17 protein-coding genes are annotated in these 20,662 nt (G+C 64.7%); 3 read left to right on the forward strand and 14 right to left on the reverse strand.

The features are described from left to right. Window positions 1-17: 17 nt before the first annotated feature. From ABDB81_RS20760 to ABDB81_RS20780, 5 genes are all read right to left on the reverse strand, one after another. A complete protein-coding gene (locus tag ABDB81_RS20760; protein ID WP_137925777.1) occupies window positions 18-419 on the reverse strand; it encodes a thioesterase family protein in 402 nt (133 codons plus the stop codon). Next, window positions 419-1,447, reverse strand: a complete 1,029-nt coding sequence (locus ABDB81_RS20765) for a DctP family TRAP transporter solute-binding subunit (protein ID WP_160472067.1) — start codon at window positions 1,445-1,447, stop codon at window positions 419-421. Before ABDB81_RS20765 ends, ABDB81_RS20760 begins: the two co-directional genes overlap by 1 nt. A gap of 52 nt (window positions 1,448-1,499) precedes the next feature. After that, entirely contained in the window at window positions 1,500-2,804 is a 1,305-nt protein-coding gene (locus ABDB81_RS20770) for a TRAP transporter large permease (RefSeq protein ID WP_346813315.1), read from the reverse strand. Continuing rightward, entirely contained in the window at window positions 2,801-3,400 is a 600-nt protein-coding gene (locus tag ABDB81_RS20775; protein ID WP_346813318.1) for a TRAP transporter small permease, read from the reverse strand. The genes ABDB81_RS20770 and ABDB81_RS20775 overlap by 4 nt, the downstream gene beginning before the upstream one ends. A gap of 111 nt (window positions 3,401-3,511) precedes the next feature. Next, window positions 3,512-4,297 (reverse strand): SDR family oxidoreductase, encoded by a 786-nt coding sequence (locus ABDB81_RS20780; RefSeq protein ID WP_137925773.1) that lies wholly within the window; start codon window positions 4,295-4,297, stop codon window positions 3,512-3,514. A 434-nt stretch (window positions 4,298-4,731) separates the two neighbouring features. Between ABDB81_RS20780 and ABDB81_RS20785 the strand changes: the two genes are divergently transcribed. Then, a complete protein-coding gene (locus ABDB81_RS20785) occupies window positions 4,732-6,411 on the forward strand; it encodes an electron transfer flavoprotein-ubiquinone oxidoreductase (protein WP_137925772.1) in 1,680 nt (559 codons plus the stop codon). A 77-nt stretch (window positions 6,412-6,488) separates the two neighbouring features. On the opposite strand, the gene torA is transcribed toward ABDB81_RS20785, so the two are convergent. From torA to ABDB81_RS20805, 4 genes are all read right to left on the reverse strand, one after another. After that, complete coding sequence (gene torA / locus ABDB81_RS20790) at window positions 6,489-8,969, reverse strand: trimethylamine-N-oxide reductase TorA (protein WP_346813322.1); 2,481 nt, start codon at window positions 8,967-8,969, stop codon at window positions 6,489-6,491. After that, window positions 8,959-9,627, reverse strand: a complete 669-nt coding sequence (locus tag ABDB81_RS20795) for a molecular chaperone TorD family protein (RefSeq protein WP_346813325.1) — start codon at window positions 9,625-9,627, stop codon at window positions 8,959-8,961. Before ABDB81_RS20795 ends, torA begins: the two co-directional genes overlap by 11 nt. Then, a complete protein-coding gene (locus tag ABDB81_RS20800; protein ID WP_346813327.1) occupies window positions 9,624-11,255 on the reverse strand; it encodes a c-type cytochrome in 1,632 nt (543 codons plus the stop codon). The genes ABDB81_RS20795 and ABDB81_RS20800 overlap by 4 nt, the downstream gene beginning before the upstream one ends. Window positions 11,256-11,392: 137 nt before the next feature. Next, window positions 11,393-12,331, reverse strand: coding sequence for a flagellar brake protein (locus ABDB81_RS20805; RefSeq protein ID WP_137925768.1), 939 nt, complete (start codon window positions 12,329-12,331; stop codon window positions 11,393-11,395). A 342-nt stretch (window positions 12,332-12,673) separates the two neighbouring features. On the opposite strand from ABDB81_RS20805, the gene ABDB81_RS20810 reads away from it, so the two are divergent. Then, window positions 12,674-13,375 (forward strand): FadR/GntR family transcriptional regulator, encoded by a 702-nt coding sequence (locus ABDB81_RS20810; RefSeq protein ID WP_346813329.1) that lies wholly within the window; start codon window positions 12,674-12,676, stop codon window positions 13,373-13,375. A gap of 64 nt (window positions 13,376-13,439) precedes the next feature. Further along, window positions 13,440-14,543, forward strand: coding sequence for an NAD(P)/FAD-dependent oxidoreductase (locus ABDB81_RS20815; RefSeq protein ID WP_346813332.1), 1,104 nt, complete (start codon window positions 13,440-13,442; stop codon window positions 14,541-14,543). Window positions 14,544-14,710: 167 nt separating this feature from the next. Here ABDB81_RS20815 and ABDB81_RS20820 read toward each other — a convergent pair whose 3' ends face one another. From ABDB81_RS20820 to ABDB81_RS20840, 5 genes are all read right to left on the reverse strand, one after another. After that, the gene (locus ABDB81_RS20820; RefSeq protein ID WP_346813369.1) at window positions 14,711-15,898 is read right to left on the reverse strand and encodes an MFS transporter; all 1,188 of its coding nucleotides are present in this window, start codon (window positions 15,896-15,898) and stop codon (window positions 14,711-14,713) included. 8 nt (window positions 15,899-15,906) lie between these two features. Next, on the reverse strand, window positions 15,907-17,022 hold the full coding sequence (aroC, locus tag ABDB81_RS20825; protein WP_160472054.1) for a chorismate synthase: 1,116 nt from the start codon (window positions 17,020-17,022) through the stop codon (window positions 15,907-15,909). 54 nt (window positions 17,023-17,076) lie between these two features. After that, the gene (locus tag ABDB81_RS20830) at window positions 17,077-17,841 is read right to left on the reverse strand and encodes a glutathione S-transferase family protein (RefSeq protein ID WP_137928204.1); all 765 of its coding nucleotides are present in this window, start codon (window positions 17,839-17,841) and stop codon (window positions 17,077-17,079) included. Window positions 17,842-17,855: 14 nt separating this feature from the next. Further along, window positions 17,856-19,760 carry an MFS transporter gene (locus ABDB81_RS20835; RefSeq protein WP_346813337.1) on the reverse strand — a complete coding sequence of 635 codons (1,905 nt, stop codon included), beginning with the start codon at window positions 19,758-19,760 and terminating at the stop codon, window positions 17,856-17,858. Window positions 19,761-19,951: 191 nt separating this feature from the next. Beyond that, window positions 19,952-20,425: a CBS domain-containing protein gene (locus ABDB81_RS20840; protein WP_137928206.1), complete on the reverse strand. Its 474-nt coding sequence runs from the start codon at window positions 20,423-20,425 to the stop codon at window positions 19,952-19,954. Window positions 20,426-20,662: the final 237 nt, after the last annotated feature.

Below are 20,662 nucleotides of genomic sequence, written 5' to 3' on the forward strand. Positions count from 1 at the left end.
CGGCGATAATCAGACGCTTACGCTTCGATCAGTTGCCGAATCGCCTCCGGCACCGGCACGCTCTTCTCCACCGCATAGTCGCACCACACCACCTTTGCCCCGCCTTCCGCCCAGACCACGTCAGGCAGATCGGTGCGCCGCACCTCGATGCGCGTCTCAAAGCTCGAACGCCCCAACTCTCCCGCGTACACCCGGCACTCGATGTCGCCGGGATAGCGCAGTTGCTTCAGGAACGTCATGTGGGCGTTGATCAGCACGGGGCCGTGACCATTGGCGTCTCGGCCATTGCGGCCGATCGACTCGAACCATTCGATCCGCGCCTGCTCCAGATAGCGGAAGTAAACGGTGTTGTTGACATGGCCCATGGCATCCATGTCACCCCACCGGATCGGCATCACGCAGGTGAAGACGTGCTTCATCAGCGCTTGGCGATCGAAGCTTCGGCCTTGGTCACGAGGTCGGCGCCGATTTGTTTCTTCCACTTGTCGTAGACCTTGGCCGTGGCCTTCTTGAAGGCGTCGTGCTCGGCCGGCGTCAGCGACGTGACCTTCACGCCGTGCTGCTCCATGTCCTTCCACGCCGGGGCGCCAGCCTCGACCAGTCCCTTGCGGGCCAGTGCGATTTCCTGCTTGCCGGCGTCGATGGCCGCCTGCTTCACGATCTCGCGATCCGCCGGGGTCCAGCTTTCCCAGATCTGCTTGTTGACCACGAAGATCAACGGATCAGCCACGTAGCCCCAGGTCGTCACGTACTTCTGGCCCACCGTGTACAGCTTGGCGGCCGCGAACACGCTCTGCGGATTTTCCTGGCCATCCACGGCGCCCGACGCCATGGCGGGCTGGGCGTCGGCCCAGCTCATCTGCGTCGGATTGGCGCCGAGCGCGTTGAAGGTTTCGATATAAAGCGGCGAACCCACCACACGCAGCTTCATGCCCTTGAGGTCTTCCGGCTTGCGGATCTCACGCTTCGAATTCGACACTTCGCGGAAACCGTTCTCGCCCCAGGCCAGTGGCACCACGCCGGCCTTGTCCAGCGTCGTGAACAGTTGCTTGCCCACTTCGCCCTGCGTCAGCGAATCCAGCGCCTTGTAGTCGGGCATCAGGAACGGCAGCGAGAACAGGTTCAGTTCCTTGACCTGCGGCGACCAGTTGATGGTCGAGCCAATGGCCATGTCGATCACACCCTGGCGGATGGCCGAGAACTCGCGCGTCTGGTCGCCGGCCACCAGCGACGTACCCGGATACAGCTTGATGTTGATGCGGCCACTGGTCCGCTGGCGCACCAGGTCGGCCCAGATCTCGCCGCCCTTGCCCCACGGGAACGCGGGGCCGAGCACCAGCGACATCTTGTATTCGGACTTGTACGTCTGGGCCGATGCGGCAGCCGGCAACAGGGCGGCGGCGGCGATCGAAGCGGCAACGGACAGCATCAGGGCACGGCGTTTCATGCGGGAATCTCCTCTTTTCAATCTTGTCGATGTCTTCAACGTCTTCAGCAAATCAGTAGCCCAGATAGTCTGGCAGCCATGTCGCCAGCGGCGGGTAGGCCAGCACCATCAGCATGGCGATGAACATCGCCAGCAGCATCCAGATCACCCAGGGCACGGTTTCCTCCATCCGTACCTTGGCGATGCGGCACGACACCATCAGGTTCACGGCCAGCGGCGGCGTGAACTGGCCCAGCGCCACCTTCAGCGTCAGTACCACGCCGAACCATACCGGATTCCAGTGGAAGGCATTGGCGATAGGCAGCAGCAGCGGCACGAAGATCAGGAAGATCGAGATGCCGTCGAGGAACATGCCTACCGTCATCAGCAAAAGCACGATCAGCGCCAGCACGCCGTACTCGCCCAGGCCGGAGTTGGCAATGGCGTGAGCCAGCGGATCGATCACGCCGAGCGTGGACAGCGCATAAGCAAAGATACCGGCCAGCGCGACCACAAGCAGGATCACCGCCGAAGTCTCCGCGGCTTCCTGGAAAATCGCGAACAGGTCGCGCATGCCGATGCTGCGGTAGATCACCATGCCGACGAACAGCCCGTACACCACCGCCACCACGGCGGCCTCGGTCGGCGTGAACCAGCCCGCGCGCATGCCACCGAGAATCAGGAACGGCGCGACCAGACCCCACGCGGCTTCGCGCAGGCTCTTCCAGAACGGCGGACGCGGCAGCGCGGCCTCCACGGCACCCATGTTGTGCTTGCGCGCCAGCCAGACGGCCGGGACGATCAGCGCCACGCCGGCCAGGATGCCCGGGATCAGGCCGGCCGCGAACAGCGCCGGCACCGAGGCGCCCGGCACCAGTACGCTGTAGATGATGAACGCGACCGATGGCGGGATCAGGATGTCGGTGGCGGCTGCCGCGCCCACCACGGCGGCACTGTACGAGCCCGGATAACCGGCCCGCGACATCGCCGCGATCATCACGCCGCCCACCGCTGCCGCGTTGGCGGGGCCCGAGCCCGAGATACCGCCGAGGAACATGGCCACGAGAATGGCCACCAGCGGCAGCATGCCCGGCCCACGCCCCACCACGGCAATGGCAAACGTGACCAGCCGCGCCGCCACGCCCGAGCGGTCGAAGATCGACCCTACGAGCACGAACATCGGAATGGCCAGCAGCGGGTACTTGGCCAGCCCCGCATAGAAGTTCTGCGGCACGGCCAGCAGGCCGAGCATCTGCGTGTCGAGATTCGACAGGCCGATGGCCACCAGCCCGCCCAGCCCCAGCGACACGCCAATCGGCACGCCCAGCAGCATCAGGCCGATAAAGACCACGAAAAGAGTGATGGCGACGAGCATCATTGCGCGCCCTCCCCGCCCTGCTTCGAAGTCGTCAATGCCTTCAGCGCACGGACATTGCGCCAGGCCAGCGCCAGCGCGCGCAGCCCGATGGCTACCGACAACACCGGCAGCCAGATCGAATACCACCAGGCGGGCACGCCAATACCGGGCGAGGTTTCGCCAAACGCGTACTCATCCCAGGTAATCCGTACGCCGAGTACGGCCAAGGCCAGGAACATCCCGGCCACGGCCAGCGCGGACAGGATGGCCAGCCGCTTCTGCCGGGTGGGGCTGCCGCGCTCGAAGAAATACTCGATGCGGATATTCCGGTCGCGCGCCACGGCCGCGCTGCCCGCCACGAGCGCCAGCACGATCATCAGGAAGACCGAGAACTCCTCGGTCCAGGCGAACGATTCGTCGGTGAAATAGCGCACCACCACGTTGGCAAACGTGATGGCGACCAGCAGCACCATGACGATGACGCCGATCCAGTCCTCGATACGTGGGGAAATGCGGAATTCGCTGTCGCGTGCCTCGTCGGACGCTTCGGGAATGATCGCCGAATCGACGATATGCTGCGGCCCGGCGTCGCGCCGTGCCTGATTGTCTTGATCCATTTTTTGCTACCCGGCCTCCGGTCCCGGGCCGCCCGGGGGCCTTGCCGGCCGCCGGGGCGTCTCTCTTCTTATGTACTTGTCGGCCTGTCTCCTCCCGGGGGCGGGTGGAAGTCAGACCATGCCATCGTCGGCTGTGATCACCGCGCCATTGATAAAGCGCGATGCATCGGACGCCAGCAGCAGCAAGAGGCCATCGAGGTCTTCGGGTTGGCCCAGGCGCTTGCGCGGCAGCATCTGGATCAGCTTCTGCCCCGCATCGGTATCCCAGTGGTGGTGGTTGATGTCGGTATCGATGTAGCCCGGGCAGATCGCGTTCGTGTTGATACCGTGACGCGCCCACTCCAGGGCCATGGCCTTGGTCATGTGGACCACGGCCGCCTTGCTCATGCAATACACACCAATCTGCGACAGTACCTTGAGACCGGCTACCGACGCAATATTGACGATGCGTGCCTGGGGCAACGGATTGCCCTGTTTCTCGGCGCCCTTGGCCCGCGCGATCATGCGCTTGGCCACTTCCTGGGCCACGAAGAACGCGCCGCGCGTGTTGGTATCGAACACGAAATCAAAGTCGTCGGCGGTCACGTCGGTCAGCTTCTGCGTGGTGGACACCCCCGAATTGTTGACCAGGATATCGATGGAACCGGCTTCGGTTTCCGCGTGTGCCACGGCCGAACGGATGCTGTCGGGGTCGGTGACATCGAGTCGCACCACGTGGGCGCTGCCGCCGTCGGCCTCGATGGCCGCACGCAGTTCCTTGAGCAGTTCCACCCGGCGCGAGGCCAGCACCACCTTGGCGCCCGCAGCCGCCAGCACATGGGCGAAACGCGTGCCCAGTCCGCTCGAGGCACCGGTCACCAGCGCGACCTTGCCTTCCAGATTGATCGACAAACCCATTGTTTACCTCGGCGTTGAAGCATCCGGCCCTGCCGGACGGTGCGGTTCCAGTTCCGCTCTGCGGGAGCCGGACATGCGTTCCGGCTATCGCCCAAAAAAAAGAACGGTCGTTCCAAAAAATTGCTTGCCTGAGGTTGGCGAGTCCCGGACAATGCCGAAGATTCTAAGAACTTGGTCCCCAAAGGGAAAGAGGAAAAACGCCTAGTTCAGGCCCGGTCATCCGCCGGAGAGCCTGTTCCCGCGCCATGTCCGCACGCGGACGACACCCCGGCCACCCCGGGCCGCGCGCAGTGCCCGCCTCGCCCCGCCCGTTCCCGGTTCCGCAGAGCACGATCACCGCATCCCACAAACCGCAGTCACGCGTCACGCAACCAGTCACGCGCTGCAACCATGCGGCAGTATTGCCGCCCAGAAGAAACAGAGGGTTAGAGACAATGGATCAGCAACAGCTCGTCGAGCAGTTCGGCCCGCGCGAAGCCATGGAGTACGACGTCGTCATCGTCGGCGGTGGCCCCGGCGGTCTGGCCACGGCCATCCGCCTGAAGCAGCTGGCCGCGGAGAAAGGCGGCGACGTCAATGTCTGCGTGCTGGAGAAGGGCTCCGAGCCGGGCGCGCACATCCTGTCGGGCGCCATCATGGACCCGATTGCGCTGAACGAGCTGATCCCGAACTGGAAGGAACTGGGCGCACCGCTGAACCAGCCGGTCACGGAAGACAAGTTCCTGTTCCTCGACGCCAATGGCTCCAAGGGTGCCCCGCTGCTGCCCGAGTGCTTCCACAACGAAGGCAACTACATCGTCAGCCTGTCGAACTTCGTGCGCTGGCTGGGCCAGCAGGCCGAAGCGCTGGGCGTGGAAATCTTCCCGGGCTTCCCCGCAGCCGAAGTCCTCTACAACGAGGATGGCTCCGTCAAGGGCGTGGCCACCGGCAACCTCGGCATCAACAAGGAAGGCGAACCCACCGAGAACTTCCAGCTCGGCATGGAGCTGCACGCCAAGTACACGATCTTTGCCGAAGGCGCACGTGGCCACCTGGGCAAGCAACTGATCGCCAAATACAAGCTCGATGCCGGGAAGGATCCGCAAAGCTACGGTATCGGCCTGAAGGAACTGTGGGAAATCGATCCGGCCAAGCACCAGCCTGGCCTGGTCGTCCACACGGCCGGCTGGCCGCTGGACCCGGCCACCTACGGCGGCTCGTTTCTCTATCACATGGAAGACAACAAGGTGGCCGTGGGCTTCGTGGTCGGTCTCGACTACACGAATCCGTGGCTGTCGCCGTTCGAGGAATTCCAGCGCTTCAAGACGCACCCGGAAATCCGCCAGTACTTTGAAGGCGGCAAGCGCATTGGCTACGGCGCGCGCGCCATCACCGCCGGTGGTCTGCTGTCGCTGCCGAAGACGGTATTCCCGGGCGGTGCACTGGTGGGCTGCGACGCGGGCTACCTGAACGCCTCTCGCATCAAGGGCAGCCACGCCGCGATCAAGACCGGCATGATGGCCGCCGAAGCCGCGTACGACGCGCTGCAGGCGGGCCGTCAGCACGACGAACTGTCCGACTACCCCGCTGCTTTCGAAAAGAGCTGGCTGCACAAGGAACTGCTGCAGGCCAAGAACTTCAAGCAGTGGTTCAAGAAGGGCCGCACCACCGCCACGCTGATGACCGGTATCGAGCAATGGCTGCTGCCGAAGCTGGGCATCCGCAACCCGCCCTGGACGATCCACCGCGAGAAGCCGGACCACGTGTACCTGAAGCCGGCTGCCGAATGCCAGAAGATCGAGTATCCGAAACCGGACGGCAAGCTGACCTTCGACCGACTGTCGTCGGTCTTCATCAGCAACACGAACCACGAGGAAAACCAGCCGGCGCACCTGACGCTCAAGGACGCCAGCGTGCCGGTGAACATCAACTGGGAAAAGTACGCCGGCCCCGAGTCGCGCTACTGCCCGGCCGGTGTGTACGAATTCGTGCAGAACGATGACGGCAAGGAACGCCTGCAGATCAACGCGCAGAACTGTGTGCACTGCAAGACCTGCGATATCAAGGACCCGACCCAGAACATCGTCTGGGTGACGCCGGAAGGCGGCGGCGGTCCGAACTACGTGGGGATGTAAGTAGTACGCCGCAAGGCTGCTACTGCATGACGAAAAAACGCCGGTACTTTACCGGCGTTTTTTCATGGCTGCATGGCTCAGGACTCCGCGCCGCGCGGTGCCTTGAACACCTCCACGGGCGGCGGCACGCCCTTGAACTTCTCCACATCGGCCATGGCCGTATGGCCGCAATTGGCTTGCGCGAGTTTCGACGTGCCGATGCCGGTCGTCAGGTTGTTCACGTCTCCATAGCGGCAAAGCGTGCCTGGCTTGCCACCCTCGGCCGGGTCGTACCACGCCCCCTCGCAAACCCGGATCGCACCGCGCCGGATGCCGTCCGTCAGCTTCACGCCGACGAGCATCTGGCCCCGGTCGTTGAACACCCGCACGATGTCTCCGTCGGCGATGCCACGCGCGCGGGCGTCCTCCGGATGCATCAGGCAAGGTTCCCTGTCCTTTATCGCATAGGACTCGCGCAATATCGTTCCGCATAGCTGGGAGTGCAGCCGGCTCTTCGGATGGCTCGTCACGATATGGAGCGGATACTTCGTGGTCGGCCCATCGAGCCGCTCGACCGGCTCCATCCATGTCGGGTGCGGCGGGCAATCGTCGTACTTCATCCGGGCGATATTCGACGAGTAGATCTCGATGCGGCCCGACGCCGTACCCAGCGCATTCAGCAACGGATCGTCGCGAAACGACTTGTGCCGGATGTAACCCCTGGCCTCCTCGCTGATCGGGAACGCCAGCGGCTTGTTGCTGTTCCAGAACACATCGAAGACCGGCATTTCCATGCGCTTGCCGCGCGCCTGCACGCGCGCCGCCTCGTAGAACGAACGAATCCAGCCCATCTCGTCGCGCCCGTCCGTGAAAGCCTTCCCGGTGCCCATGCGATCGCAGATGTCGGCAAAGATGTCGTAGTCGTTGCGCGCCTCGTAGACCGGATCGATGACCTTGCGCATGGCCAGGATATGGCTCATCGCATAGTCGCCAATGCCCTCGATATCGTTGCGCTCATAGCTCGTCGTGCACGGCAGCACGATATCGGCGTGCCGCGCGGTGGCGGTCCACTGGAAATCATGCACGATGAAGGTGTCGAGCTTCTGCCATGCCTTGAGCATGCGGTTGCGGTCCTGGTGGTGCATGAATGGATTGCCGCCCACCCAGTACGCCAGCTTGAGATCGGGATACGTCGAACGCCGTCCGTTGAAATCGTAGGGCTTGCCGGGGTTCTCCAGAGCCTCGACGATGCGTGAGACGGGAATCGTCTCGGTGCCGCCTGCCTCCAGCCATTCCGACCCCGGTGGCGGCTTGGCACCCCCGACGATGCCCGGCAGCACCGGACCCGTGGCCGTGGGGCTGCCGCCATTGGCGTAGTGATACGTGAACCCATAGCCCCCACCGGGCAAGCCGATCTGGCCGAGCATCGACGCCAGGGTGACCATCATCCAGTGGGCCTGTTCGCCATGATGCTGCCGCTGGATCGACCACCCACCAGCCAGCATCGTCCGGTTTCCGGCAAAGCGCCGGGCCAGTCCGCGAATCACGTCTGCGGGCAGCCCGCAGATGCCCGATGCCCAGTTGGCGTCCTTGGGCACACCATCGGATTTGCCGGTCAGGTATGGGACGAATCGTTCGAAGCCCGTCGTGTAACGCGACAGGAACTTCGCGTCATGCAGGTTTTCGGTATAGAGCGTATGGGCGATACCCAGCATCATCGCCACATCGGTCTGCGGCCGGGGTGCAAGCCACTCGGCGCCGAAGTACTCGCAGGTTTCCGTGCGCACCGGGTCGATGCAGATGACCTTGATGCCCTTCTTCTTCAACGCCTCCATGCCGGGAAACGCGCCGTGGTCCGGAACCTGCCAGCCGATCTGGTTCGTGACAATCGGATCGGCACCCCAGAACACCATCAACTCGGTATGGGCTTCGAGCACGGGCCACGTCGTAGGCTGCTCGTACACATCGATCGACCCCACCACGTACGGCAGAATGACCTGTGCAGCCCCGGTCGAATAGTCGCCGCTGCGGCTCACGAAGCCGCCGTTGACTGTCAACGCACGCGACAGCAGCGTCTGGCAGTTGTGGAGCTTTCCGGGACTCTTCCAGCCGTAGGAACCGCCGAAGATCGAGGTTGGCCCGTGCTTGCGCCGCACCCGGTCAAGTTCCTTTGCCACGAGATCCAGCGCCTTCTCCCAACTCACTCGCACGAAGTCACCCTTGCCCCGCCCTGCCGGATCGGCGCCCGGCCCGTGCTCGAGCCACGCGCGGCGCACCATCGGATAGCGAATCCGCGTGGGCGAATAGATCGAATCGAGCACACCGGGCAGCATGTGCGAAGGCCGCGGGTCCTTCTCCCACGGACGCAGCCCCGTGACGCGGCCGTTTTCCACCTTGGCGTAGAACGCGCCCCAGTGCGAACCGGTCAGCACCTCGGACGTTCCGACCGAACCTTGTCGGCTGGCGCCGGTTGCCAGCAGTGCGGGACTCGCGGAGCCCAGCGCACCCGTAGCGAGGGCGCCCTGGATGAAACGACGGCGCGACACGCGCGTGTCGCGGTGATTGTTGTCATTCGGCATGGTGACTCCATTCCTGTGTTTCCTGCGATTCTTGTGGTGCCAGGCATGGCTGGAATTCCAGCAGCACGCCGAGCAGGCTGGCGGTGGCGCCGTAGAAGCCGCTGGGATCGTTGGACCGGCACAGTGCGATCAAGCCGGGAACCCACGCGACCAGCCTCGCGTGCATCAGTGCGATGCCATCGGCGTCATCGCGGCGCAGCAGCGAGGCGTACAGCGCCAACTCCACCGCCACGTGATCGGCCGGCTCGCCCGGCGAAGCGATCGATACGTCGAACCGCATCAGCAGTTCGTTGACCTCGTCGACCGCACAGCCGAACGGGCGCAGACCCGGGTGCTCGTCATCGACCGCATAGGCGCTTTCGTAGAGCGATATGGGCGGCGTGCCCATGACGCCTTCGAACAGACGCGTCCAGGTCACGGCGATGTCGAGCGCCAGTTGCGGGGCCAGTGCCGCCGACAGTGCCGTGCGCAACTGCGCGACTGCATCCAGGCAATCGAACTCCCCGCCAATGGCATCCAGCAGTGCCTGTCCTTCCGGCGACTGCAGTTGCGCAACCACCGCCTCCGTGGGCGGCATCGCGAGCCATCCGCCAATCCAATCGATTGTCGAGGCACGGATCTGAGGTGGCGTGCAGGCAGCGGTGCCAGCCGGGCTCATTGCGGACCACCGCCGTGTGCAGTGCCGGCAGCGTTGCCGGGCGTATCATGTCCGCCGCCCACATCCTTGGAGTGGTTCTGCAGCCAGGACAGCATCAGGCGGTATTCGGCATCGTCGAGCGAGGTGTAGCGCTTCATCGCTCCCAACGTGCCGATCCACTGGTTGGCCAGGTACTCGTTGGCATGCGGTAGCGCATGGCACGACGCGCAGGACTGGCGATACGTCTCGTCCGCATGCCGCCAGAGTTGCGCCACATCGGCCGACAGCCCGGCGGAGGGGATCCAGACCGTGAGACTGCCTTCATGCCAATCCAGGCCTGTCTCCTCGTCGCGCACCGTCTGCTTGCGCTGCACCCGTGCAATGGCATCCGGAGACAACACCGCCTGCATGATCCGCTGGCCCTTGAGCGCATACATCGCGCTCTCGGAACCATCCTGCTGCCAGCCATCGACGCGCACCTGGAGGCGGTCGCCCTCGCGTGTCAGCACCTTCAGACGCGTGGCGCCAAGCAGCTTGCCGTCCTCGCCCGCTCCGCTGGTATCGAGCTGGAACGGCGTCGGGGATACGACGAAGAGTTCGTCGCGGCGCACCAGTTCGGCCGGCGGCGCCGCCAGCGATGTCAGGCGCGATGGCCCGACGTGTCGCTGGTCCTCCGGCAGCATCACCACTTCCTCGGTGCGGTTCGGCCTGGGCGCGCCTGCGTTCGGCGCTTCCACTGCGGGGACGGATTTCAGGTAGACCGCCATCGCCAGCCGGTCCGCTTCGGACAGCCGCGACGTGTTCATCACGACCTCCTTCATGTCCCCGCCGGCCTTGATGCCAATCGGGTTGAGGCCGTCCTCAAGATATCGGGCGATATCGTTCACGGACCAGTAGCCGATACCCGTCTCGTCCTGCGTGATATTGGGGATGTAGCCCGTGCCCTCGGGGTTCGGTCCGCCCGAGAAGCGCCTGGCGAATGGCACGGCACCCATCAGGTTGCGCGGCGAATGGCATTCCACGCAATGCGCCGAGCTTTCCACGAGATAGCGCCCGCGATTCCACTGCTCGGTCTGCGTCGGATCATCGGCAACAGGCTTGCCGTCCAGGAACGCCAGTCGCCACAGGCCCACGCCGCGCCGGATGGAATACGGAAATTTCAGTTCGTGGTCTGCCACCTTGCCGGGTATGGCCGGCAGCGTCTGCATGTAGGCGAACAGATCGCGCAGATCGTTTGCCGACATGCGCTGGTAGGACGTGTATGGGAAGGCCGGATAAGCGTTGCCCTTGCCCGGAATCACGCCCTCGCGCATCGCCATGATGAACTGCTCGAGCGTCCATCCACCAATGCCATCGGTCTTGTGTGACGAGACATTGGGCATATGGAACTTGCCGAACGCGGTCTCCAGCGAGCGGCCACCTCCAAGCACTGTCTCGTCGTTCTTGCCTGGCGATGCGTGGCACGTGGCGCAGTCGCCAGCAAGAAACTGCGTGCGCCCGTTTACCAGATCGGGCATGGACGTATCGGGTACGTCCCGCGCGGGATGGAGGAGTCGCCAGGTGGATGGTGCGGTGAGCACCAGGAATGCGACGATGCCGATCACCGCAACGGCGGCGGTGACGATCAGGGACCTTCTTCTCGTTGTCATGCGGTTACCTCGTTGAGCAATCCGTGATTGCTCGTAACCGTATGCCTGACTGCCGAGGTGGTTATTGATGCGAGGCAACCCTCGCATCGGTCGGGACGGGGCTAACGCAAACCGTCCCGATACAACTTGCTACGACATCAATTGCCCGAGACCGGCATGCAGGTGGATGCCAGCAACTGCTCGTAGATGAAGCACTGCAGCAGCGTCAGTTCACGCTCGCCCAACGCTTCGAACGCCACGCCGAACGCGGGGAATTCCTCGTCGTCCTGCGACGGCGCGCTGCGCACCGTGCCATCGACCGTCACCTCCGTATCGAGCGATGCCGTGCGCAACTGGAAGCGCAGCCTCACGCGCTGGCCTACCGCTGGCGCCGGGGTGGAGGTTTGCACCAACGCACCGCCCGTGCTGAGGTCCGATAGCAGCCCAAGCCGCGCAAGCCCTTCGCCCATCTGGTCATCGAGACTGACATCGGCACCCTGCTGCGTCGATTCGGCACTCCCTTCGTCTCCGCTCTCGCTGGCAGCCTCCACCAGATAGGCAGCCATCCGCGTGGGCACGCGGGCGGCGCGCCGTACCGGCATCTGCTCGGTCTGTGCCGGCGCCGACAGCACCAGATAGCGGAACGGGCTGCGGCAGACCGCCGTGACCGTCGATGTGAAGCTGTGGATCGCGTGCCCCGAGAAGCCGCGCAGCAGCAACGTTTCGCCCGCATTGATCGACAATTCGCGGCCACCCAGCGTGGGCCACGTCACGAACAGGCCATGTTCGATGAAACCGATCAGCCGGCTGGCAGCCGCCCGGGCCGTGTCGCCGGGCGTCTTCACGTGCAGCAGCGTCCCGACCTGGAGACCGAGCGGCCCCGAACTCAGCCTCGACCCACCATGCGCGTCAGGCTCGTTGCCGGCTTCGGGCATGTCGTCGGGCCGGCAGACCGTACCGTGTCGGAACATGAGCGCGAGGTCGCGCGCGTCAGGGATGATGCTGCCGCTGCCGAGCATGAGATTGCCCTGGCCGTCGAGCAGCGCCCACGGCAAGGGTTGCCCGACCGGCAGATCCTGTGGGGTCAATGGAATCATGGCGCGATGGCTCCCCATGAAGCAATGCACCGGTACGCGTCAGCCGCCAGTGCGAGGGTAAATCGAAGACGATGGGCCCGCCCCGCCACATTTCCTGCGTGGCGTGCAACCCCGGATGAGTCAGCTATCGACAGTTGCGAACGAACCTTGACACCCCTCGCAGGGGGCATGCGGGCGCAACAGAGGTTACCGGGCAGGCATCCGAAAACGCATCAGTCTTGGACGGCTGGCTTGACGCGGCACAAACAACATCGCAAAATCTCCAAAACGCCGAATGCTGTCAGACAGCCTGACATCTTAAAACTGCCGACCGAGCCCCTCTCGCCCTCACGCCCACTCCCCATGGACCGACTGTCCCGCCCTGCCACCCTCGCCTCCCGCATCGCCCAGACCCTGCGCGACGACATTGCCGCCGGCCGCTTTGCCACCGGTGCGCGGCTGCCGGCCGAGGCCACACTGGCGGGCACCTTCGACGTCAGCCGTCCGATCGTGCGCGAGGCGATTGCGCTACTCAAGGCCGACGGCGTGCTGGTGACGCGCAAGGGATCGGGGGCTTATGTTTCCGAAACGCCCGGCGGGCAGGTCTGGCGTGTGGCCAGCGCGCCCGAAGGCGGGCCGACGCTGGCGCAACTGTTCGAACTGCGCCGTGTGGTGGAAACGGCGTGTGCGGAGATGGCTGCGTTGCGCCGCACCGATGCGGATATCGCCGCCATGCGTCAGGCGCTCGACGCCATGCAGCGTCAGGCCGATGATTTTCCGAGCGCCGCAGCCGCCGATATTGCCTTTCACCACGCCATCGCCCAGGCCGCGCACAACCCGTGCTTCACGGGCCTGACCGATTTCGTCAGCCAGCAACTGCTGGCCGCCCGGCAGCGGGCCTGGGAAAACACCGCGCGCCTGCGCGACACCGACGGCCAGCCACGGGCGGCCGATGCCGAACACGCGGCGCTCGTCGATGCCATCGCCCAGGGCGATCCCATCGCTGCGCGCGCTGCGGCTACCGCCCACCTTGGCGCGTCGGCGGCGCGCATGGGCCTGGCGTGACATCGGACCCGAGTACCGACTCGGAAAAATCAGCATCCAGGGATCAGGAATCAGGAGCAGACAGATGGAACAGGTAGATTGCGTCGTGATCGGCGCTGGGGTGGTCGGGCTCGCCGTAGCCCGCGCCATGGCGCTGCAAGGCCGCGAAGTCATCATTCTCGAAGCGGAGAATGCCTTTGGCACGATCACGAGCGCGCGCAACAGCGAGGTGATCCACGCCGGCATCTACTACCCGGCCGGCTCGCTGAAGGCCGAGCTTTGCGTGCGCGGCAAGGCCATGCTCTATGACTACTGCGCCAGCCATCACGTGGTGCACCAGCGCTGCGGCAAGTTGATCGTGGCCACCAGCGAGGCTCAGGTCGCCACGCTCGCCGGCATCCGCGCCAAGGCCGAGGCCAATGGCGTGCACGACATGCAACTACTGACGCGCGACGAAGCGCGGGCCATGGAGCCGCAACTCGAATGCCACGCCGCGCTGCTGTCGCCGTCGACCGGCATCATCGATAGCCACGGCTTGATGACCGCACTGCTTGGCGATGCGGAACAGGCCGGTGCGATGCTGGCCGTGCAGTCGCCCGTGCGATCGGGGGCGGTGACGCCCGATGGCATCCGCCTGGACATCGACAGTCCGGACGGCGCCACCACGCTGCTGGCCCGCACGGTGATCAATTCGGCCGGGTTGACCGCGCCCGAGCTCGCCCGTCGGATCGACGGCATTCCCGCCGCGCACATTCCACCGCAGTTCTACGCCAAAGGCTGCTATTTCACGCTGGCAGGCCGCGCGCCATTCTCGCGTCTGATCTATCCGGTGCCCGAAGCAGCCGGCCTTGGCGTCCATCTGACGCTGGACCTGGGCGGCCAGGCGCGCTTCGGCCCGAATGTGCGATGGATCGACGACATCGAATACAGCGTGCCGCCGCACGACGCGGATAGTTTCTATGACGAGGTTCGCCGCTATTGGCCGGGGCTGGCGGACGGTGCCTTGCAGCCGGGCTACGCGGGCATCCGCCCGAAAATCAGCGGCCCAGGCGAGACGGCTGCTGATTTCAGGATCGATGGACCGGAAACGCATGGTGTGCCGGGGCTGGTGAATCTGTTTGGGATCGAGTCGCCGGGGCTGACGTCGTCGCTGGCGATTGGGGAGAAGGTGGTGGGGTTGTTGGCATAGACCCTCGCCCGTAGTTATGCGCTCCCCTCTCCCGTGCAACGGGAGAGGGGTGGGGGTGAGGGCAAGCGGTGCAAACTTAGACAGGTCGGCAAGCAGAACCTCCGGCCCTCACCCCTAACCCCTCTCCCACTTTGTGGGAGAGGGGAATAAACCGAGAGGTGACTCAGTCAGTCCCTACCCTCCCCCCGAAAACTCATCACCGCACATCCCGCCCCCAGCATTGCCGCTACAGCCGCGAGCCCGAACGTATGCATGGGCGCGAGCGTCTTCCACGTCCAGCCCATTGCGAGCCCGCCCAGCGTGCCGCCGAGTCCGTAGGAAATGCCCGTGTACAGCGCCTGTCCTCTGCCTTGCAGGGGTCCGGCAAACCAGCGTTGCAGCCGCTTGAGGCTGGCGCTGTGGTGCGCGGCAAACGTGGCGGCGTGCAGGATCTGCACCGCCGCCATCAGCCACGCGAACTGCGCGAAGTAGCCAGTCAGGCCGAAGCGCAGCGCCGCCAGCACGAACGTGCCGGCCAGGATCGTGCGCAGTGCCAGTGCGCCGAACAGCCGGCCCTGATAGAAGAAGAACACGATCTCCGCCACCACGCCGATGGTCCACATCGCGCCGATGGCGATCTTGCTGTAGCCCAGCCGTTCCAGATAGAGCGAATAGAAGACGTAGAGCGCTGCGTGCGCGAACATCATCAGGAAGGCCGAGGCAAGGAACCACGCCACGTCAGGGCGACGCAGCAGAGGCAGCGCGGGCGGCGGCTTGACGCGTGGCCCTTCGTCCGTGGCATCGCGCATGCCGAAGACCACCACCGCGAACAGCGCCAGCGTGGCGCTGGCCAACCACGGGAAGGCCGGCATGCCGAAGTGCTCGAACAATGCCCCGCCCGTCAGCACGGCCGCGATGAATCCGACCGAGCCGAACATGCGCACGCGGCCGTAGCGATGATCGAAAGCGCCATGGCGGCGCAGCGTGGAAATGGTCAGGGCATCGCCCAGCGGCGACATGGCGCTCGTGATCAGGTTCAGGCCGATCATCATCGCCATCATGCCGCCGTAGCTGGTGATCCCCGGTACGGCCAGGAATGCGAGCAGCGCCGTCACGGCCGCGAGCCGCAACAGCTTCACGCGCGTGTGCATGACATCGGACAGCCAGCCCCACAGATAGGGGCCGACGATGCGACTCAACTGAAAGCACGCCATCAGTACGCCGATCTGCACGGGCGAGAAGCCCCGGTCGGCGAAGAACAGGCTCACATACGGCGAGATGACGCCGACGTAGGCGTAGTAGCCGAGATAGAACAGCCCGAAACGAAGGTAGGTGGCTCTGTCGATCGAACCCGACGGAGCCGTCGTCGTGCCCAGGGGGTGGCTCAGGGCGTGTCCTGAACCGGGACGTGAGCCGGAATGCGCGGCGTATCGACGTGGACATCGCCACACTGCGCGCGATGGCGCAATGCGTGGTCCATCAGCACCAGCGCGAGCATGGCCTCCGCGATAGGCGTCGCACGGATGCCCACGCACGGATCATGACGGCCAAACGTCTCGACGCTGGCCGTATTGCCACCCTTGTCGATCGATTCGCGCGCGGTGCGGATGCTGGACGTCGGCTTGATCGCCAGCGATACCGTGACGTCCTGACCGGTCGAAATCCCGCCCAGCACGCCACCTGCATTGTTCGTACGGAAACCCTGCGGCGTCAGCTCGTCACCATGGACCGTGCCGCGTTGTGCCACGCTGTCGAAGCCCGCGCCAATCTCGACGCCCTTGACCGCGTTGATGCCCATCATCGCGTGTGCGATATCGGCGTCGAGCTTGTCGAACAGCGGCTCGCCCAGCCCCACGGGCACGCCGCTGGCCACCACCTCGATGCGCGCGCCCACGGAATCGCCATCGTGGCGCAGCGTGTCCATATAGGTTTCGAGCTCGGGCACGATATCGGCATTCGCCGCGAAGAACGGGTTCTCCGGCACGTGCTTCCAGTCGGTGAACGGCACTTCCACTTCACCAAGTTGCGACATGTAGCCGCGAATCTCGGTGCCGTACTGCTCTTTCAGCCATTTCTTGGCAATTGCCGCCGCGGCCACCACGGGCGCGGTGAGGCGGGCCGACGAACGGCCACCGCCGCGATAGTCGCGGATGCCGTACTTGTGCCAGTAGGTGTAGTCGGCGTGGCCGGGACGGAAGGTCTCGACGATGTTGCCGTAGTCCTTGCTGCGCTGGTCCGTATTGCGGATCAGCAGGCAGATCGGCGTGCCCGTGGTCTTGCCTTCGAACACACCGGAGAGAATTTCGACCTGATCGGCTTCCTGGCGCTGCGTCACATGGCGCGAGGTGCCGGGCTTGCGGCGATCCAGGTCGATCTGGATATCGGCCTCGGTCAGCGACATTCCCGGCGGGCAACCATCGACGACCGCGCCAATCGCGGGCCCATGGGATTCGCCGAAGGTGGTGACTGTGAAAAGCAGGCCGAGAGTATTGCCAGACATGATCGAAACCGCGCAGGAATTGGGGACGGCCTACATTGTACGGCCATTACCCGCTTAGGCGGCGACACCAACCTCGCCGCCCTGCCCCACCAGCGCCGGCGCAAACACCCCGCTGCCCGCGAAGTCGGGGTAGTACTGCTTGCGCATGCGTGCCAGATACGCCTGGAGGTTCGCATGCGTTTCAGCCGCTGCGCGGATCGGGGTTTCGAACACGGGCGACTGCAGGCTCGCCGCGAATGCAAACAAAGTGGCGTCTGCACCGCATGGTCGATCACCCATCAGGTACGGTTTGTCGCCCAGGATATCGGCCACCGATTTCACGCCATGGGTAGCCATCGTCGTCATGTCGGCCTCGCTATGGCGCCCCAAACCCTGCGCCCACAGCATCTGGCGAACCTTTCGCCGCACCATTGTCTTGACCAGTCCTCGCACTGGCGCGGGCACGATGTTGAAGAACTGCGCGGGGCCGCGTTCGAAGTTGCCGCGCTCCAGCCAGCGCACCCGCGCCACGGCCCAGTACAGGTTGTCTTCCAGCAGCTTCTCCACGGCCCACGCCGTACCGCGCTCGGCGGGCGACAGGCCTTCGTCGAAATCGATGTGGTAGGTCTTTTCCAGGTGCCAGCGGATCAACGTGGAGTCCGCTACCAGCCGGCCCATGTCGTCCAGATACGGCAACTTGCCCTTGGGGGCGCGCCGCACGTCGCCACGCTTCGTCTGGTACGGCAGGCCGGCGAGCTTGAGCAGCATCTCGGCCTTCATCACGAACGGGCTGGCATCGGGCAGCCCGAATGCCGGGCCAAATGTGTAAAGCGTGATCATGGGCGGGTTTCCGTTCATTTCCAGTCGCCGCGCAGGGCGAGCACCATTTGCTGCAGGGTTTCGGGTGTGGCGGCTTGCGGTGGCACCGGCTCGCCCACCACCAGCTCCAGACGATTCAGGATGCCGCGCCGGAATGGCTTGGTCATCGCCGACCCACCCTTGCGCGAGAAGAAGCTGCCCCACAGGCCGCGCAGCGCCATCGGCACCACGGGCACCGGCGTGCGCTGGATGATCTGGTGCACACCGTTCTTGAACGGGTTGAGTTCCCCCGTGGCCGTGATCTTCCCTTCGGGGAAGATACAGACCAGTTCGCCATCGGCAAGCGCCTCCGCCACGGCGTCGTAGGCGCGCGCCAGCATTTCCGGATGCTCGCGCGCCGGGGCGATCGGAATCGCCTTGGCCTGGCGGAAGAACCATGACAGGCCCGGCACCTTGAAGATGTTGTGATCCATCAGGAAGCGCACCGGCCGGGGGCTGGCCGCCATCAGCACCACGGCATCGACAAAGCTCACGTGGTTGCAGACCAGCACGGCGGCGCCTTCCTCCGGAATGCGCTCGGCGTCGATGCGGCGCAGCCGGTAAAGGGTATGCACGAGCAGCCAGGCGATGAAGCGCAGCAGGAACTCCGGCACCAGCGTGTAGATATAGATCGCCACCACGGCATTGAGCAGCCCCACCACCAGGAACAGTTGCGGGATCGAGTAGCCGGCCTGCGTCATGAACACGCCAAGCAGCGAGGCGGCAATCATGAAGAAACTGTTCAGGATGTTGTTGGCGGCGATGATCCGTGCGCGGTGCGTGGGCGCCGAGCGGCTCTGGATCAGCGCATAGAGCGGCACGCTGTAGAAGCCGCCGAACATCGCCAGGAGGAACAGGTCGAACAGCACGCGCCAGTGCCCCGGCTGGGCGAGGAAGCCGCTCACGCCACTCAGTGTGGCGCCAGTCGACTGTCCATGCGTGGCGAAGTAGAGATCTACCGCAAAGACCGTCATCCCGATGGAGCCGAATGGCACCAGCCCGATTTCCACATGCCGGCCCGACAGCCGCTCGCACAGCAGCGACCCGATGCCGATGCCGATCGAGAACACCGCCAGCAGCAGCGTGACCACGTTCTGGTCACCGCCGAGCACATCCTTGGCAAAGCTGAAGAACGAGGTCAGGAACGTGGCGCCCAGAAACCACAGCCACGAGATACCGAGCAGGCTCAGGAACACCACGCGGCGTTCGCGCGCCAGCATCAGGTTGCGCCACGTTTCTGTGATCGGATTCCAATTGATGCGCAGGTCCGGTTGTGGCGCCGGGGACAGCGGCACGCCCTGCGACACCGCGCGGCCCGCCACGGCAATCACCACGCAGGCGATGCCCACATAGAGCGGGCCCACGATGGTGCCGTCGCCCTGCGTCAGCCCCGCCATCTCGCCGCCCAGCAGCGTGCCGAGCAGGATGGCCACGAAGGTGCCCATTTCCACCAGTCCGTTGCCGCCCACGAGTTCGGTCTGGTCCAGATGCTGAGGGAGGTAAGCGAACTTGACCGGCCCGAACAGCGTGGAATGCAGGCCCATCAGGAAGGTGCCCAGGTACAGCAGCGGCGCGCTGTGCAGGTAGAAGCCAGCCAGCCCAAGGAGCATGATGCCGATCTCCAGCGTCTTGACCAGCCGGATCAGTTTCGATTTCTCGATCTTGTCGGCGATCTGTCCACTGGTTGCGGAGAACAGCACGAATGGCGCGATGAAAATCGCAGAAATCAGGAAAGCCGCACTATGAGGATCTACGCCCTCGAAGAGCGCCGCGTGGTACGTGACCAGCGACGTAAAGGCGACCTTGAAGACGTTGTCGTTCATTGCCCCCAGGAACTGCGTCCAGAAGAACGGGGCGAAACGGCGCAGACCCAGCAGGCGAAACTGGCTTTGTTGGCTCATGAATGGCAATCGGATGGCAACTGCAATGGGCCCCGGTGACCCGCGGGGCATCAGTTCGCCGCCATCATGCCAGCAGCCGGCGGTTGCGGCTATGGGACGATTCTCAATTCGGATAATTCAGAGAAAAACGACGCGGCCCATGGAGGGCCGCGTGTGAGTGCCGTGGGCGCCGGGGAAAACGCCAGGAGTCGTCAGCCGACGCGGTCCGGCTCGCTCTTGCGTTCGCCACCCTCTTCCGGCCAGTCGCGGATATACGCCTTGAGCATGCGGTTCTCGAAGCTCTGCTCTTCCACCACGGCCTTGGCCACATCGTAGAACGAGATCACGCCCATCAACGTGCGCTTCTCCAGTACCGGCAGGTAGCGGGTGTGGCGCTCCAGCATCATGCGGCGCACTTCGTTGACGTCGGTTTCGGGGGTGCAGGTCAGCGGCGCGTCGTCCATGACCTTGCGGATGCTGTGGGTGCCCAGCGTGCCCTTGTTGGCGGCCACCGTCTCGATGATCTCGCGGAAGGTCAGCATGCCGACGAGATCGCCATATTCCATTACCACCAGCGAGCCGATGTCGTGGCTGGCCATGGTGTCGATGGCCTCCTGCAGCGGCGTATCCGGCGTAACGGTATAGAGCGTATTGCCCTTGATTTGCAGGATGTCGCTGACTTTCATGGTGGTGTCTCCGCTGCCTCGATGCATGTGCCCGTTGGCGGGCTTGAAATAGGGATGGGGGGCTCAGGCCCGATGATGGCCGATCCTAGCCCAATTTGACGCCGCAAGTAAAGCGAGGGCGGCCTCGGGGCCAGACTGCCTGGCGGGACAGCCCCCGAGCGGGCCTCCCGGCGCCGCGTATCCCCCGATGGCGCTGGCGCCGCATGGTGCTAGGATGCCGGGCAGAGACAATCCATC

The sequence above is a fragment of the Cupriavidus sp. DL-D2 genome, from assembly GCF_039710735.1.
Classification (GTDB): domain Bacteria; phylum Pseudomonadota; class Gammaproteobacteria; order Burkholderiales; family Burkholderiaceae; genus Cupriavidus.